Origin of the sequence: Cyanobacterium stanieri LEGE 03274, assembly GCF_015207825.1 — a bacterium.
GTDB lineage: Bacteria > Cyanobacteriota > Cyanobacteriia > Cyanobacteriales > Cyanobacteriaceae > Cyanobacterium > Cyanobacterium stanieri_B.
Genome location: NZ_JADEWC010000017.1, coordinates 1 through 15,924, shown reverse-complemented (window position 1 = coordinate 15,924; position 15,924 = coordinate 1). Strand labels below are relative to the sequence as shown.

The window sequence follows — 15,924 nt, the reverse complement described above, 5'->3', positions numbered from 1 at the left end:
AATGCCATATAATTTATTAACTGGTTTGGAATATATTTTGGATCATTTTTCTATCCAAATTAAGGGCAATTTGTTCTAATTCTTTTACTTCTTGATTACTCAAACGCCACCCCAGCGCCCCTATATTGTCTTGGGCTTGTTGCAGGTTTTTTGCTCCCGGAATGGGGATTGTACCCTGACAAATACACCAATTGATGGCTACTTGTGCCATGGTTTTGCCGTTGTTAAGGGCGATCGCCCTTAGCCGATCCAAAAGAGGTTGAATACTGGGTAATAATTGCTTAAATAAGAAGCGTCGAGAGCCTTTAGGTAGTGGAGTATCTAAACCATATTTTCCCGTCAATAAACCCAACGTTAGGGGGCTATAGGCGATAATTTTGATGTCCAACTCCCGACATAAATCTTTTAACCCTAACTCAGAAATGGCATAGGTAGAAAGTAAAGAATATTGTACCTGCAACGTACTAATTTTCACCCCTTGGGCTTGAAAAAACTGATGGGCTTTGAGTAAATTATCAGGGCCATAATTAGACAAACCGATCGCCCTTACCTTACCCTGATGATATAACCTCGCCAACCCTTCTAAAAGGGGCTTTTCTTGCCATGGAAAATACTTGGTAGGGGGCCAGTGTAACTGTACCAAATCCACAGGTTTTTGCAGTCTTTGAGCTGATTTTTCACAGGCTTTGACCATGGATTGAGGAGTTAAACGCCAAGGATATACCGCTAGTTTAGTGGCGATCGCAATATCCCCCCAATGTTCCCCCTCATATTCTGCCACAAACCGACCCAAAAGAGACTCACTGCGCCCACTAAATTTCCCCGTGCCATAAGAATCCCCCGTATCAAACCAAGTCACCCCCTGCGACACCATCAAATTAAAAACCCTCTGTAACTCCCCATCCATCTCGGGAGTATAACCCCACAAAAACTGATTTCCCCAAGCCCAAGTGCCACAACCCATCACAGACAAAGATAAATCATCCGCCACCTTAATCCTTGATTCCACAAAAGTCAACCGAATACCTCCCTCATCACAAATCAAAAATCGATACACTAGATCGAATCATACCGAAAAAGCCAGTTAATTCCAAACAAACTCCATGACAGCAAATCCGATTAGTAAAGTTTAGTATTATCCACCGTCTGACAATTGAGAATAAAACATTATTATCTGTTCCCTGTTTCCCGTTTCCTGCCTTAACCTATATTGGTATATTATTAAAATAGGACTTAGTATGACATCATCCACCAAACCCACTGATAAAGAAATTCAAAACATCTTTAACAACATTGCCCCTATCTACGACCAAATGAATAACTGGCTTAGTTTTGGGGTTCACCATGTTTGGAAAAAAATGGCGGTAAAATGGAGCAACGCCCAACCCCATCATCAAGGTTTAGACCTCTGTTGTGGTACAGGTGATCTTACTTTTTTATTAGCAAAACAAATCACCCACGGCAAAGTTTACGGCGTTGACTTCTCCCCCCAACTCCTTGCCGTTGCCCAAGAAAAACAACAACAAAAACCCTCTATCAATAATATAACTTGGATAGAAAGTGACGTTTTAACTCTCCCCTTTGATGACAATACCTTTGACTGTGCCACCATGGGTTATGGACTCAGAAACGTTGTTGATATACCCCTGGCCCTCCAAGAAATCCACCGAGTTTTGAAACCTAACTCTAAAGTCGCCATTCTTGATTTTCATCGCCCTTCTGATTCCCTATTAGCCCAAGCCCAAAGATGGTATATAGATAATATTGTGGTTAATATGGCTCAATATTTTGGCTCAACGGCTGAATATGCTTATATTAATCCCAGTTTAGACCGATTTCCCTGTGGTGAGGAACAAATAAAATTAGGACAAAAAGCGGGATTTAATTCGGCTATCCATTACCCCCTAGCTGGTGGTATAATGGGGGTCTTAGTATTAACAAAATAACTAATAAAATTTTTATTTGAAAAGTTAAAATATTAAATAAATTTATCCAGAAGGCATAAGCCCCTTGTGAGAATTTTTTAACCATCAAATATCATCATTAATTTTGCAAATCTATTTATTTAAATAATAAAAGAAAGCAAGAAAAAACAGTTATCAACAAGAATTAATGTTTTTAGGATTCAATAACTGGTGGCAATACGCTTTACCCCCCGTCGCAGGAGCAGTAATAGGTTATTTTACCAACGATTTAGCCATTAATATGCTATTTCGACCTTATCGCCCCGTATTTATTTTCAAAAAAAGACTTCCTTTTACCCCCGGTTTAATTCCCCGAAATCAAGAAAGATTAGCTAAAAGGGTTTCTGATACTATTATGGGTTCTCTTTTGACTCCTTCAGAGTTACAAAAGTTAGCTAAAAGATTATTACAAACTGAAAGGGTTGAAGGGGCGATCGTTTGGTTATTACAGTTAGCATTAAAGCAAATTAAGGAGGATAAAGAAAATAAAACTGCTCGAATTTTAGCCGATATTTTAAGGGATTTATTTGGAGAATCTTTCCCGAAATTATTAAGAGCCTTAGCCAGAAAAGAGAATTTTTTTCAAGCTCAAATAGATCAAATTTTTGACCGTATTTTATTAGAATTTACTTTAACGGAAAATCAAGCCAGACAACTATCAGACTGGTTATTAAAGGCTGTATTCTCTCCCGATTTTTTACGGGAAAATTTAGTTAATTTTTTGACAGACAGAAACATAACTGTTATCGATGAGGGATTTAGGGAAAAAACTAGCGGTACTTATTGGGTAGTGGCTAATTTGTTCGGGGTAAAAAATAGCTTACAAAGGTTAAGAACTTTTTGTTTAGATGAAAAAGAAACCGCTAATTTACGCATCAAAGAAATATTATTATCTTTAGAAGTTAGAACCCGTTTAAAGGAATTTTTTCTTACCTTATCTTTACAAAATTTACCCGTAGCCACTGTTAAACAATTGAGACAAACTACAGGAAAAATTGTTAGGGAATATATTCAAGAAAAAGGGGTAGATTTTTTACAGGATTTTAGTGCTTCTATTGATTGGGATAAGGTTTCAATTTTAATTATTAGTCGTCTCCAATCCTCCACCGTGGTTAATAGTTCCCTGGGGGTTGTGAGTAAAGAATTAGCCTTAATTTTGGAAAGGTATTTAGAAGAAGATTTAGAAAAAATTGTCACCCAAGCAATCCCTATTTTAGCCATAGATCAAGTCATTATTGATCGTATCAAAGATACTTCCCCCGAACAGTTAGAAAATGCCACTCAATCTATTGTTAAAAGTGAGCTACAGGCGATCGTTAATTTAGGAGGAATTTTAGGATTTTTTATTGGTGCTTTACAAGCTATTATTTTATTTTTAAACTAATTTTTTAATAATTTATACTAAATCCGTAAATCAAAATATAACTTTTTGTTCAATTTATTGAATATTAATCCTTAGCTACGTCATTGATTATACCGTGAATAATGGTAGAATTTACTAATTAGATAGGATATTTTTGATCAGCGCACCCTAATTAAAATCCAAGTTACAAAGATAAATTAAACACTAGAAAAAATGGAACAAACATTAAAAGTAGGGGACAAAATTAGGGTAACAAAATTACCTCCATACCTCAAAACAGCTGAACCCATGCCCATGCTAAAATCAGCCTCAGAAATAGCCATAGGCGAAGAAGGAATTATTTTATCACCAAAACCAAGCGGATATTGGGCAATTCGTTTTACCCAAAAAGCCTTTTTGTTAGAAAATCAATATTTTGAAAAAGTAGAATAAAAGTTTTTTCAATATTTAAAATAAAGACGCACTTTTACGAGAAAAAAGCCATTTAAAGTAATTTTCTCATATAACTACCCCATAAAGAAGCAGCCTGCGCACTACCTCCCCTAGTGGGGGAATTATCATCATTGCCCAACCATACTCCTGTGGTGAGGTTATCTTGAGGACTATAACCAATAAACCACAAGTCAATACCTTGGGAATTCGTACCTGTTTTACCCCCTTCCCCCCTACCTATATTGGCATTTCTACCAGTGCCTGAAGTAACAACCCTTTGAAACATTTGGTGCATGGTTTGGGCAATTTGGGGAGTAATAGCTTGTTTACTTTCATAACCCCCTTGATTAAAACGATATACTTCCCTACAGGTATTATATTCATCTACGTTTTCGCAGTCTCTGCCATCTCGAATGACGTTGATGGCGTGGGGGCGATTCCATACCCCTTGGTTGGCAATAGTGGCATAAGCCCCTGTCATTTCTAAAACGTTGACTTCACTTTGCCCCAGGGCTAAACCAGGTACAGGATTTAGGGGGGAATTTATACCCATTTTTTTTGCAATAGCCACCACCTTATTTAAGCCCACATCTTGGGCAATGCGTAAAGCCACGGCATTTTCTGAAGTTGCCATGCCCACAAACATATCAATGGGGGCAGAAAAGTTATTACAGGGGCGAAACTGTACCCCTTGCCATTGTAAAGCGGCACAAGAATAGGTTTTATGGGGGGAGATTCCAGCCTCGAGGGCAGCGGCGTAGGAGAATAGTTTAAAGGTGGAGGCGGCTTGTCGTTGGGCTTGGGTGGCTCGATTAAATTGACTTTCTTGGAAGTCTTTTCCCCCCACTAGGGCAACAATTTCTCCTGTTTGACTGTTGATAGTGGCGATCGCCCCTTGGTCAAAATTAAAACGAGATCCATTAGTATTAATATAATCCTTAAGGGAATTTTCCGCCTCCCTTTGATACTCTAAATTTAACCCCGTTTCGATGATAAAATCCCCCTCCTGCAACAAATCAGCCCCCAACAACATCCGCACCTCATCAAACACATAACTATAAAAATAAGGGGCAATGGTGTTTGATAAAGTCTCCCTTGCTTCGGGGGTTATCTCAATGCGAGATCTTCTCGCACTATTTGCCTGATCCTCTGTTATCATACTCAAAGAAAGCATACGACTAATGACACGATTACGCAATCCTAAAGCTGTATCATAATCCTGCACAGGGTTATAAGCATTAGGGGCAGGTAAAATCGCCACCAACGCCGCCGCCTCCTCAATAGACACATCCCGTGCTGACTTGCCAAAATAAAATCTCGCCGCATCCTCAAAACCATAAAGATTTATCCCCAAATAAACCCGATTGAGATAACCCTTCATAATCTCATCTTTACTATATACAGCCTCCAACTTAGTCGCCACAATCATTTCTCGCACCTTCCGTGCAATAGTATTTTCCCTACCCACCTCAGGATATAAACTACGGGCTAACTGCTGAGTAATGGTACTTGCCCCCTGTCTTACCCCACTATCTCCCGTATTAATGAGGATAGCCCGTAAAACCCCCACAGGATCAACCCCAAAATGCCAATAATAGCGAGAATCTTCCGAAGCAATTAACGCCTGTGGTAAATAAGGAGAAAAATCACTTAATCTTTCTAACTCTCGATGGGGGGAAGAAATACGAGGGGCAAGGGGTGTTACCCCATCTTCTCCATAAACCACGGTGGCACCAGTATTACCTTGGGGCATAGGATAAACAGTATATCTTGACCACGCCACCGCCACAACGGCACTGATGAGAATTAAAAAACCCGCCATGGTAAATAATCCGTAGCGAAGAATTAACGATAATTTGGAGGGGGGTTTATCAAAATATAATTCTATGACATCTTCTAACTCTGGAGGCCCTAGGGTGACAGTATCATTATGGTGTAGGGCAATTGATTGGTAACGTTTTTTGCCCAGGTAAATTCCATTGGTGGATTGTAAATCTTTTATCTTAAATCTATTGGTTTTTTTATCTTTTTCAACGGCACAATGAATCTGACTAATGATGGGGTTACGGAGAATAATATCACAACTATTTTTATTTCTACCGATTATATAACGTTCTCCTAATAGTGGATATTCGTGGGTTTTACCACTACTACCATTTTTAAGTATTATTTTGGGAACGATCGCACCTTGTTTTAACTTAGGAAGATTAAATTGGGCTTGGATAGTTTGTAAAACTCCCGTTACCATTTTATCTATTGTTGCAGGGGATGATGATTTTTTACCCATGGTGCCAAATGATAATCATTGATGAAAAAATTGTAGCTACTATTTTAACCTGAGTTCGAGATAAGATTTTTTAGTTAAGGTAGGGAATAGGGAATGGGCAACGGGCAATGGTAAGGTAAATATTTTCAACCATTTCTGGCTATTATTTAAAAATTTGAAAACCGTTGTAAAGTTTTTATCGTCAAGCATGATACTAAACCAGACTAATAATTATAAAATCCGCTTGATCACTTACAAATTAGCAATATTAATATCTTAGTTCAATTTATTGAACGAACTACCATTAGCCGTGTGATTCATTACATGGTGGGACTGGGGTACAATTTATTTACAACGAATTATCCGAACTTGATATAATTATTATCCCAAATTGAGGTTTCATTAAGGTGATAGGAATTAGGAATTAGTTAAAACCCAAAACCTATCCACCCCATTAATTTTTTTGCTCCGATAGTTAACGACGACGACGACGGAAACCACTACTACCGCTACTGCGACGAGTAGGAGTACGACGGGTTGTACTACCGCTGTTACGATTAGTACCAAAACTGCTATTATTTCTTTGTCTGGTAGTGCTGTTAGATGTATTATTATTACGGAGATTACTAGAACCAACTCCAGAACCCGTTGACCTAGTATTATTAAGGTTTGTTCTTTTCACAACCCCTGTTTGACTGTTTCTAATAGTTCCCGTGGTGCGTACCGATTGGCGGTTTTTTTCCACAGGAGGCACAGTATTATGGTTACTACGATAGCTGTCCACCGCTTGACTATAGCTACTGCCATAACCCCCAAAACCCGTTAAAGTTACCCCTGGTTGATATACGGGAGGAACATAATATTGGGGACTAAATAACATATTACCAATGGCTTGTCCTGCTAATGCTCCCGCAAAAGGACTCCAGAAGCTAGATTGTTGTCTGACAATGACGGTTTCTTGTCTGCCCGTGTCTGGGTTGGTGACGGTTTCGGTTTCGTTGTGGATGTATTCAATGCGAAAATCTTCGGTAAGGTGCATCACGGCATCACTACCGTTAATTTCTACGTAGGTTTGTTTACCTGCTTCGATTTCCTCATCGGTTAACCTTGCCATCTGTAAATCGGTAGTCATGAAGTTGGGACGACTACCAGAGGGGGTATTTAATAGCATTAGGTTATATTCCCCATCTACATCGTTAAAAGTGGCTTGTTGGACGGGATATTGACCATTGGGGATATTATTGGTAGCGGTTGGGCTTGTGTTGTTGGTAAAGTTGGTATTGTTACGGCTAGGGTTGTTTGAGCCACAGGCAACGGTAGTAAAACCGAGGGTGATGACTAAACATATAGCGAGTAATTTCTTAAACATTGTAATGTATGGATACTTTTTTATAGTGGTACTAATTCTGGGAAATTGAGAATGGTTTGTTCTTCGGTGAGGATTTCTCCTAGTCGGGCGGGGGAGAAGTGAAGTGCGATCGCACGGTATCCCCCTTTATAATTAAGACTAATGAGAGCTTTTAAACCTTCACTAAGGGCATCATATTCCCCTAAATCAGTTTCAATGTCGGGGGATTCCCCTTCAAAGGCTACCGTAATCATAACAATTAAGTTATCGGTGATGGGCAAGGATAGAAGTTCGTTTTCCTCTACCATGGGAGTAACATCGGGTTGAGAAAGATAGCGGTTAGCTGAATCGGTGAACAATTCTTCTACATAATCCCCGGCTTCACCTTCATTCCAGACTACGTCACCTTCATTGGAAGCACTACGCCAATAGTTTTGATATTGGAGTAAACTTTGGCAAACATTAACCAAACATTCCCCCATCACTTCCAAATCACCATCCGCATCGACGGCACTACGGGCATTTTCATTTAATACCCCCAATAAAGGAGCTATTTCTTCCCCTTGTAAATGGATAAAAATTCGAGAGACAACAAATCTAGTTTTGCCTCTAATTTTATTAAAACGATCGCCTATAGACATGATAATAATTGATAATGGAGAATTGATAATGGATAATTAAATTACCCATTTACCTAACACCTGTACGGACACATCACCTAAAACCCCAAACCTGAAACCTTATTTTCTCACTAATAAAACAGGGCAATTGGCATTGACTCGAATATAATCAGAAAGAGAAGAACCCAGTAAACGATCTAAATCTACCAAACTTTTAGCAATGGAAGGACGACGATCAGGAGAGCCTAATAATAATAAATCAATGTCTTTTTCTTCGGCTAACTGACAGATTTTTTTCCCTGGTTTACCCCCTGTGACGATACAACGGGTACTAATTCCCATTCTTTTAGCTTGGGCAAGGGCAGGGGCAAGGATGGGGTTTTGTTCCATTTCGGTTTTAGATAAATCCACATTGGCATCTAAATCGGGGTTTACCCTCACTAGATATAATTCTGCTTCCCGATAGTCTTTGAGCATATTAATGGTTAACTCAAGGGCATATTGGGCAGCCTCTGATTTATCTAGAGCCAGCATTACCCTTTTTATCCTTCTTACATATATATCATCTTTGACCAAGAGCATGGGGCGATCGCTCAGTTGGAATACATATTGACTAACAGAGTTTTCCAAGAAAGATTCTAACCTTTTTAAACCCCGAGAACCCATTAAAATCAAGTCTGCGTCAATTTCTTGGGCTACCTGACAAACAACGTCTTTCGGTTCACCTTGTCTAAGGATAGTGGCAACCTTACTAGGATCAATTTCTACGTTTTTAACGATGTCTGCCAAAATCTTTCCCCCTTCTTCCCATTTACTTTCGAGGGCATCGGCGCTGGTTTGGGGGGAAACAACGTGTAAGATGGTTAGGTCACAATTTTGAAAAGCAGGAATATCCTGTAAAGTTTTTAACATTTCTTGGGTGTGACCATTTCCCGAATCGGCGTATAAAATTTTCTTTAACATGGCATTTTGTATTTTATGAGCATTTATATTCATTTTTTAAAATACAGTGATTGAGGGCCAGAAAATCTAAAATTTTGTAACAGCCATATTTTTTTTGCTTACATCATCTGGGTGAAAAAATCGATGGTTTCTTGGAGTGCCTTAACAAAAGTATCTATTTCCTCAAAGGTATTGTAAAAATAAAGACTCGCCCTAGCACTGCCAGAAATTTCTAAATATCGATGGAGAGGTTGGGTGCAATGATGCCCCGAACGAATGGCAATCCCTTCGTTATCAAGGAGGGTAGCCAAATCACTAGCATGAATGCCATCCACATTAAAAGCGGCTAAACAAGCCCTTCCTTGACCATCGGGGGTGGGTTGATTACCATATATTTTTAGATGGGGAATTTTATTCAACTTCTCAAATAAATAAGCGGTTAATTGCTCCTCATATTGGTGAATTTTATCCATGCCAATACTACTCAAATAATCCACCGCGGCGCCAAGGGCGATCGCCTCTCCAATGGCAGGAGTACCCGCTTCAAATTTATGGGGTAATTCACCGCAAGTAAAATGATCAAGATATACTTCTCCTATCATCTCTCCTCCCCCCAAAAAAGGAGGCATCTTCAATAATAGTTCTTCTTTACCATATAAAAAGCCAATGCCTGTGGTGGCGCACATTTTATGGCCAGAACCCACTAACCAATCACAATCCATCCCCTGAACGTCAATGGGCATATGGGGAAGACTTTGACAAGCATCAATTAAAACCTTCGCGCCTTGTTGATGGGCAAGATTGATAATTTCTTCTACGGGGTTAATGCAACCGAGGGTATTAGAAACATGAACAATGGATACTAATTTAGTTTTTTCGTTGAGGAAAGTTTTATATTGTTGCAAATTAAATTCTTCGGTGTCCGTTAGTTCTACAAAACGGATTTTTGTGCCTGTTTTTTGGGCGATAATTTGCCATGGCACAATGTTGCTATGATGTTCCATGACACTTAAAATTATTTCGTCATCTTCTTTGAGATTCGCCAAACCCCAAGTATAGGCCACAATGTTAATGGCTTCACTGGCATTACGGGTATAGACAATTTCGTTACGACTACGGGCATTAATAAATTTTGCTACTTTATCCCTTGCCCCTTCGTAATCATCCGTTGCCCTACCGCTAAGACTGTGGGCGCCACGGTGGACGTTAGCATTGTTTAACTCATAGTAATTTTTGAGGGCGTTGATAACGGCGGTGGGTTTTTGGGAGGTAGCCGCATTATCAAAATAAATTAAAGGTTTGCCGTTGATTTCTTGGTGAAGGATGGGAAAATCTTTTCTGAGGTTTGGGGCGATCGCACTTACTTGAGTTACAGTCATAACAGGGTTATATTCTTAGTGTATTAGGAATAGCAATTTCAGGTCAAGAATGATACCCATTTTAACATAATCAGTTGATGGAATTAAGATGGGCAAAACTACCCACCATGTTCGTTTTCTCATCGCCCATTGGTATAGAAGGCTCTTATTATTAAGACTTTTGAGATTGTAAAAGTTTAGTGATACCTTTTTTCTCAATTAAACCTAACAATGTACCATCTTCTTTAACTACCGTTAATTCCGACTCTTTTTGTTGCTCAAGCATTTTGACAACTTCCCATAGGGTTTCGGTATCAATAACGGTTTTCACATCATCATGGGATTTCATTAACTCCTTAATGGTTGTTTCTCCCCAAAGATGGGTGGAAATACCTTTTATATCTTCCACTTCCAACACCCCTACTAAAATATTGTCTTCGTTGGTAACAAGAAACTTACGCCAAGGTTGTTTACCGATGATGTAATTGTTGGCAAATTCTCTTAGGGTGATATTTTCTTTTACAATGGGGCTTTCTTCGGTGATGGCTTCTCCGGCACTAAAGTGATTTAACTTATCTTCTAATCTCGCCGATTGGGCGGCATTTCCTGCGTTTTGAAGTAAAAACCAACCAATTAACACTGTCCAAAAGTTACCAAAAGTAATGACATTCAAAGTACCCAATGCACCAATGATAACCGCCGTCCAACCGAAAAACTGTCCAAAACGTCCTGCAAAAATAACACCTTTTTGGGGATTTCCTGTAATTTTCCAGACGATGGCTTTCAACACATTACCACCATCAAGGGGTAGGCCAGGAATCATGTTAAACAATGCCAAAATTAAGTTAATGTAAGCCAATAAGGATACCACTAACGATAATGCTAAAGGTAGAGTAACGGTGGTTTGAATTGCCGTGAAAATAGCAAATAAAATTATACTGACAAGGGGCCCTGCGATCGCAACGGCGAAGGCTTCCCCAGGGGATTTTGATTCTCTTTCAAGGGATGCTAAACCACCAAAAATAAACAAGGTAATGGATTTAACTTCAATTCCTTGGGAAATGGCCACAAAACTATGCCCCAATTCGTGGGCTAACACTGAGGCAAAAAGCAGTAAAGAAGCGAATAAACCCACCAACCAAGGCACTACTCCCGGAAGTTCGGTAGTAAAGGCTAATTGTCCACCGTAGGTAAGAGTCATTAAACCCAAGATTAAAAACCATGATGGATTAATATAAAAGGGAATTCCGAATAGATTCCCCACTCTGATGTTACCGTTCATATATTGTTTGTCTCCTTATTTAACTGAACATTTTCAATCGCTTTTAAAGATACGATTTTCTGAAATAATTTTAATTATTGCTACTACTATAATATGATACTTCTTACCACAGAAAAAATAAAATTAGAGCGGTAATCACTCTATTTCTGTTCGGTTATTTTTTACTATTTATTTCTAATCCTCAAGTATGTGCTGACTAAATTAACTTCAGTTCGGGATAATGCTTGTCAATCGGGAGAAGGTAACAGGGAACGGGGAACAGGCAATAGTTCTTCACTGTCCATTGTTAATGGTTCACACTTTTACAAGACTATAAATTTTATCTCGAACTCAGATTAAATTAACATTGTTTGTTATAACTTAAAAAAGTTTGTCTATGATAAACAGTTAAACAAAAGCACAGTAATAAGATTAGCAAAAAAGATAGTCTAAAGAATAAATTTAAATTAAATAATAATTATTAATAGCAAACAAAGAACAGTAAATTATCCACAGTTACAATATCTTGATCTCTTAATTTTGCAGGGCTTTTAATTCTATTTCCCACAATGATAAAGCCACCCTTAACCTTTCATCCTCTCCATCTTTCATATCTGCTAAATTTTCAACTAAACCAAGGTAATCCTTTGATGATATACTCTAGGGCAAACGGTAGTAAAAATATCTCATGTTAGCAGTTGCAATACTTGCCGCAGGCAAAGGAACTAGAATGAAATCCAAACTTCCTAAGGTGTTACATCCTTTAGGAAATAAAACTTTAGTGGAAAGGGCGATCGCCTCTTGTGAACTGATAAAACCCGATCGCACCGCCATCATTATCGGCTATGAAGGAGATAAAATAAAAGAAGCCCTCCATCACCTTCAAGAGGTAGAATTTGTTGAACAAAAAGAGCAACTAGGCACAGGACACGCCATTCAACAGTTACTCGAACCCCTCAAAGACTTTTCAGGAGATTTATTGGTTTTAAACGGTGATGTACCCCTATTACGCCCCGAAACAGTTCAAAAATTAATCACCATCCACAAGGAAAATAAAAACCAAGCAACCCTCCTCACTGCTAATTTATCCAATCCTACGGGTTATGGAAGGGTATTTTGCGACAGCACCAATATTGTTAAACAAATTGTAGAACATCGAGACTGTAGTTCTGCCCAAAAACAGAATCCCCGAGTCAATGCGGGGGTATATTGTTTTAACTGGGATGCCCTTAAAGAAGTATTACCGAAACTCAGCACCAATAATGACCAAAAAGAATATTATCTCACCGAGGTAGTGGATTATTTAAACCCCGTCATGGCTTTGGATGTTGATGATTCTTTAGAGATTAATGGTATTAATGATCGTCGTCAATTGGCCGTGGCCTATGATATTTTACAAGCAAGGGTAAAAGAAGCGTGGATGATGGCAGGGGTAACCATGATTGATCCTGATAGCATTACCATTGAAGATACCGTCACCCTTGGCAGTGATGTGATTATCGAACCCCAAACCCATTTAAGGGGTAATACCATCATTGGTTCAGGATGTCACATCGGCCCTGGTAGTTTTATCGAAAATAGTCACCTTGGGGAAGATGTTAAGGTGTTTTATTCCACCATTACCGATAGTCGGGTGGCTTCGGGGGGCAAAATAGGCCCCTATACTCATTTGCGAGGACAGGCAAATATTGGCGAAAATTGTCGGGTAGGAAATTTTGTGGAGGTGAAAAAATCCACCATTGGTAATAAAACGAATGTGGCTCATTTATCTTATATTGGGGACGCTACCCTTGGTAATCAAGTTAATGTAGGCGCTGGTACTATTACCGCTAACTATGATGGAGTTAATAAACATCCTACGGTTATAGGCGATCGCACCAAGACTGGTTCAAATAGTGTCTTTGTTGCCCCCGTTACCATCGGTGAAGATGTTACCATCGGTGCGGGTTCAGTCATTACCCATGATGTACCTGATGGGGCATTGGCGATCGCCCGTCAAAAACAAAAAAATATCGATAATTGGCACTCAAGAAATAATTAGCATTTGATCAGCTTATATTAAATTCGTAAATCAAAATATACTAATTAGAGTGGGGAACAGGGAACGGGGAACAGGCAACAGAAAAAAGATAATAATTGTTTATTGTCAACTGTGGCAAGTGGATGATAGTAAATCTTATATGAAATACTTAAATGTTTGCGACAAATAAAGCCTTTAAAATGACATCCCAGCCGAATTATATTTATAGCAATCTTTTTTATATTTCATATTACAAATCGGATTTGGTATTAATACCCGTAACCTGTAATCTGTACGGACGTGGCACAACTTCTCTAGCACATTAACGACGATTATCCCAAATTGAAGTTAAATCAAGTTCCCCCCCAGTCTTCTAGGGGCTAGGGGAGAGCATATTTTAATGACTTATTCTTCTAATAAATTATCTAACATATCTCGATCACTAGAGTAAATCATCTTATCTTCACTAAGCACTTTTTGACTAGCAAATTGACGGGCATAATTAATTTTAGGTTGTAATTGCTCTCTATTTTCTATCAATAAACCAGCCCTCTCTTGCCTATTATCATTACGTTTTTCGATTTTAGCATTGCGATTTTGAATCCAAAAATAACGAACTAAAGGCACTGTTAAATAAGCCACAGAATAACTGACAAGAATAGGATAAATAAAACGCACAAAATCCACAAAGGAAACTAAATCGGGGGATAAAGTAGATATATCTTGCTTAGTAAGGGAAGAAAAAACCAATACCAAGATAAAATAAACCGCCCCTAAACCAAATGCCATGATTTTTTGTGAACTGGTGGCAATGCTAAACCGCCATTTATTTTCCTCCAAATAAGGAGCAATAGAGCTTTTTTCTTTTACCTTTGCCTTAACCTGTAGTTCAGGGAAATAGTAAATAATGTCCCCCGTTTCTGACACCTCAGGATAACCATTAAAACGGGTTAACACAGGTAACATATAATCTTCGTCCCTTTCATTTCATTATAGATGTTAATGTTATCGAGATAAGGGGCAATTTGTTCGGCTATGACTGCACCTTGATTGTTTTGAATTACCCCCGCAATTTCCTGCCATCTTCTTTCCTCCAGATTGGGGTTAGGATTACCGTCACCGAATAAGAATGAATAAATACTTTCAAGGAAATTTAACTCACTCTCTTGTTTAGATTGTTGAGATATATTACCCTGATAAGACTGTTGATAATAGTAATTATTGCGGTGGTAACGGGGGCTAAAAATAGAGAAAGGATTAGGCATCAGCCAAAAATTTGGCACAAACATCATTCCTCCTCCTCCCCGAGAATCATTACCACGGTTATCATTATCACCCCTTGAAGCAGAAAGTCCGATCACAATAAGGGCGATCGCAACGGCTAAAATTACAATAGACGCAATCAACAAAATACCAAAAGAAATACGTATCAAATAAAAAATCACTTCCCATGCCTTAGAAAGCCATTGTTTAACTCTTAACTTCCAGTAACGATTACGCAAAATAGCCCGAAAATCATTGGGGAAAGCATAAACCATATCCCCCGTTTCCGCTACTTGTAAATGTCCTCCCGCTTCCGATGCCAAGGCCAACAACTCCCGTTGGGCAAAAGCAACATCTAAACCACTCTCCGAAGCGACATCACCCACCGTGACACGATAATCTAATTTTTCCACAGATTTCATAATGGCGGGATTGGGGTTCATATTTTGTCTCCTAATAACTTGATCTTCTTTTCTCAGTATAACTACAAGGCCTTTTTTCAGTTCTTATCCCTCAACCTCAAAGACTCATAATCCATAAAAATCAATAGATCAATTGCTAATTTCCACACCGTCAACAGTTCGGGAGAATAGTGAGAAAAATGTTAAGATCTTGTTACAATGACTAACAACCCCAGATACTAAATAAAATAGTACGGATCTCATGACTCAAACTACTTCCCCCCAAAACCCATTAAATAAAGAAGAAACGATAATTGATGTCCAGTCAGAAATTGTAGCTTCCCCCAAACAACATCAAGAAAACTTGGGCCCGATTACAGACATTAGCCCAGAAGATTGGGAATACAATCCAGATACTATCATTAAATATTATCGGGGCAAACCTTTCCAAGTATTAGCAAGATTAATCAATATTTCCTTTCCCTTCGCCTCCTTTATGTTAACTAACTGGTGGCATTCCCTCTGGGGTACATCAAAAAAACATCAAAAAAAACAAGCAGAAAAACTCAGAAAGATTTTAACCAAACTAGGTCCTGCCTACATCAAAATTGGTCAAGCCCTTTCCACCCGCCCCGACTTAGTTTCCCCTGCATATTTAGAAGAATTAACCAGCTTACAAGATCAAC

General features: G+C 38.8%; 11 protein-coding genes and 2 pseudogenes. 5 read left to right on the top strand and 8 right to left on the bottom strand.

Annotated features, from left to right (window positions below):
* Positions 1-16 precede the first annotated feature (16 nt).
* Positions 17-964 (bottom strand): aldo/keto reductase, encoded by a 948-nt coding sequence (locus IQ215_RS08725; protein WP_193800967.1) that lies wholly within the window; start codon positions 962-964, stop codon positions 17-19.
* A 274-nt stretch (positions 965-1,238) separates the two neighbouring features.
* Here IQ215_RS08725 and ubiE point away from each other — a divergent pair, with 274 nt between their 5' ends.
* From ubiE to sipA, 3 genes are all read left to right on the top strand, one after another.
* Complete coding sequence (gene ubiE, locus IQ215_RS08720; protein WP_193800928.1) at positions 1,239-1,946, top strand: bifunctional demethylmenaquinone methyltransferase/2-methoxy-6-polyprenyl-1,4-benzoquinol methylase UbiE; 708 nt, start codon at positions 1,239-1,241, stop codon at positions 1,944-1,946.
* Positions 1,947-2,112: 166 nt separating this feature from the next.
* Positions 2,113-3,348 carry a DUF445 domain-containing protein gene (locus IQ215_RS08715; RefSeq protein WP_193800927.1) on the top strand — a complete coding sequence of 412 codons (1,236 nt, stop codon included), beginning with the start codon at positions 2,113-2,115 and terminating at the stop codon, positions 3,346-3,348.
* 192 nt (positions 3,349-3,540) lie between these two features.
* Positions 3,541-3,759 (top strand): regulatory protein SipA, encoded by a 219-nt coding sequence (gene sipA / locus IQ215_RS08710; RefSeq protein ID WP_193800926.1) that lies wholly within the window; start codon positions 3,541-3,543, stop codon positions 3,757-3,759.
* Between the two features lie 52 nt (positions 3,760-3,811).
* On the opposite strand, the gene IQ215_RS08705 is transcribed toward sipA, so the two are convergent.
* From IQ215_RS08705 to IQ215_RS08680, 6 genes are all read right to left on the bottom strand, one after another.
* Entirely contained in the window at positions 3,812-6,046 is a 2,235-nt protein-coding gene (locus IQ215_RS08705; protein WP_193800925.1) for a transglycosylase domain-containing protein, read from the bottom strand.
* 454 nt (positions 6,047-6,500) lie between these two features.
* Positions 6,501-7,394, bottom strand: coding sequence for a hypothetical protein (locus IQ215_RS08700; RefSeq protein WP_193800924.1), 894 nt, complete (start codon positions 7,392-7,394; stop codon positions 6,501-6,503).
* A 20-nt stretch (positions 7,395-7,414) separates the two neighbouring features.
* The gene (locus tag IQ215_RS08695) at positions 7,415-8,017 is read right to left on the bottom strand and encodes a DUF1517 domain-containing protein (RefSeq protein WP_193800966.1); all 603 of its coding nucleotides are present in this window, start codon (positions 8,015-8,017) and stop codon (positions 7,415-7,417) included.
* A 96-nt stretch (positions 8,018-8,113) separates the two neighbouring features.
* Complete coding sequence (locus tag IQ215_RS08690) at positions 8,114-8,956, bottom strand: universal stress protein (RefSeq protein ID WP_193800965.1); 843 nt, start codon at positions 8,954-8,956, stop codon at positions 8,114-8,116.
* 98 nt (positions 8,957-9,054) lie between these two features.
* Positions 9,055-10,314, bottom strand: a complete 1,260-nt coding sequence (locus tag IQ215_RS08685; RefSeq protein ID WP_193800923.1) for a SufS family cysteine desulfurase — start codon at positions 10,312-10,314, stop codon at positions 9,055-9,057.
* A 151-nt stretch (positions 10,315-10,465) separates the two neighbouring features.
* On the bottom strand, positions 10,466-11,575 hold the full coding sequence (locus tag IQ215_RS08680; protein WP_193800922.1) for a site-2 protease family protein: 1,110 nt from the start codon (positions 11,573-11,575) through the stop codon (positions 10,466-10,468).
* A 667-nt stretch (positions 11,576-12,242) separates the two neighbouring features.
* Between IQ215_RS08680 and glmU the strand changes: the two genes are divergently transcribed.
* Positions 12,243-13,595, top strand: coding sequence for a bifunctional UDP-N-acetylglucosamine diphosphorylase/glucosamine-1-phosphate N-acetyltransferase GlmU (gene glmU, locus IQ215_RS08675; protein ID WP_193800921.1), 1,353 nt, complete (start codon positions 12,243-12,245; stop codon positions 13,593-13,595).
* A gap of 384 nt (positions 13,596-13,979) precedes the next feature.
* Here glmU and IQ215_RS08670 read toward each other — a convergent pair.
* Positions 13,980-15,280: pseudogene (locus IQ215_RS08670) on the bottom strand (hypothetical protein).
* Between the two features lie 220 nt (positions 15,281-15,500).
* Here IQ215_RS08670 and IQ215_RS08665 point away from each other — a divergent pair.
* A pseudogene (locus IQ215_RS08665) lies at positions 15,501-15,924 on the top strand (AarF/ABC1/UbiB kinase family protein); the annotation flags it as partial.

Bases quoted from the DNA above. Each gene is read 5' to 3' on its own strand.
- ubiE (WP_193800928.1), top strand. From the start codon at position 1,239: ATGACATCATCCACCAAACCCACTGATAAAGAAATTCAAAACATCTTT.
- IQ215_RS08680 (WP_193800922.1), bottom strand. From the start codon at position 11,575: ATGAACGGTAACATCAGAGTGGGGAATCTATTCGGAATTCCCTTTTAT.
- glmU (WP_193800921.1), top strand. From the start codon at position 12,243: ATGTTAGCAGTTGCAATACTTGCCGCAGGCAAAGGAACTAGAATGAAA.
- IQ215_RS08700 (WP_193800924.1), bottom strand. From the start codon at position 7,394: ATGTTTAAGAAATTACTCGCTATATGTTTAGTCATCACCCTCGGTTTT.
- IQ215_RS08725 (WP_193800967.1), bottom strand. From the start codon at position 964: ATGGGTTGTGGCACTTGGGCTTGGGGAAATCAGTTTTTGTGGGGTTAT.
- IQ215_RS08685 (WP_193800923.1), bottom strand. From the start codon at position 10,314: ATGACTGTAACTCAAGTAAGTGCGATCGCCCCAAACCTCAGAAAAGAT.
- IQ215_RS08715 (WP_193800927.1), top strand. From the start codon at position 2,113: ATGTTTTTAGGATTCAATAACTGGTGGCAATACGCTTTACCCCCCGTC.
- IQ215_RS08690 (WP_193800965.1), bottom strand. From the start codon at position 8,956: ATGTTAAAGAAAATTTTATACGCCGATTCGGGAAATGGTCACACCCAA.
- IQ215_RS08705 (WP_193800925.1), bottom strand. From the start codon at position 6,046: ATGGGTAAAAAATCATCATCCCCTGCAACAATAGATAAAATGGTAACG.
- sipA (WP_193800926.1), top strand. From the start codon at position 3,541: ATGGAACAAACATTAAAAGTAGGGGACAAAATTAGGGTAACAAAATTA.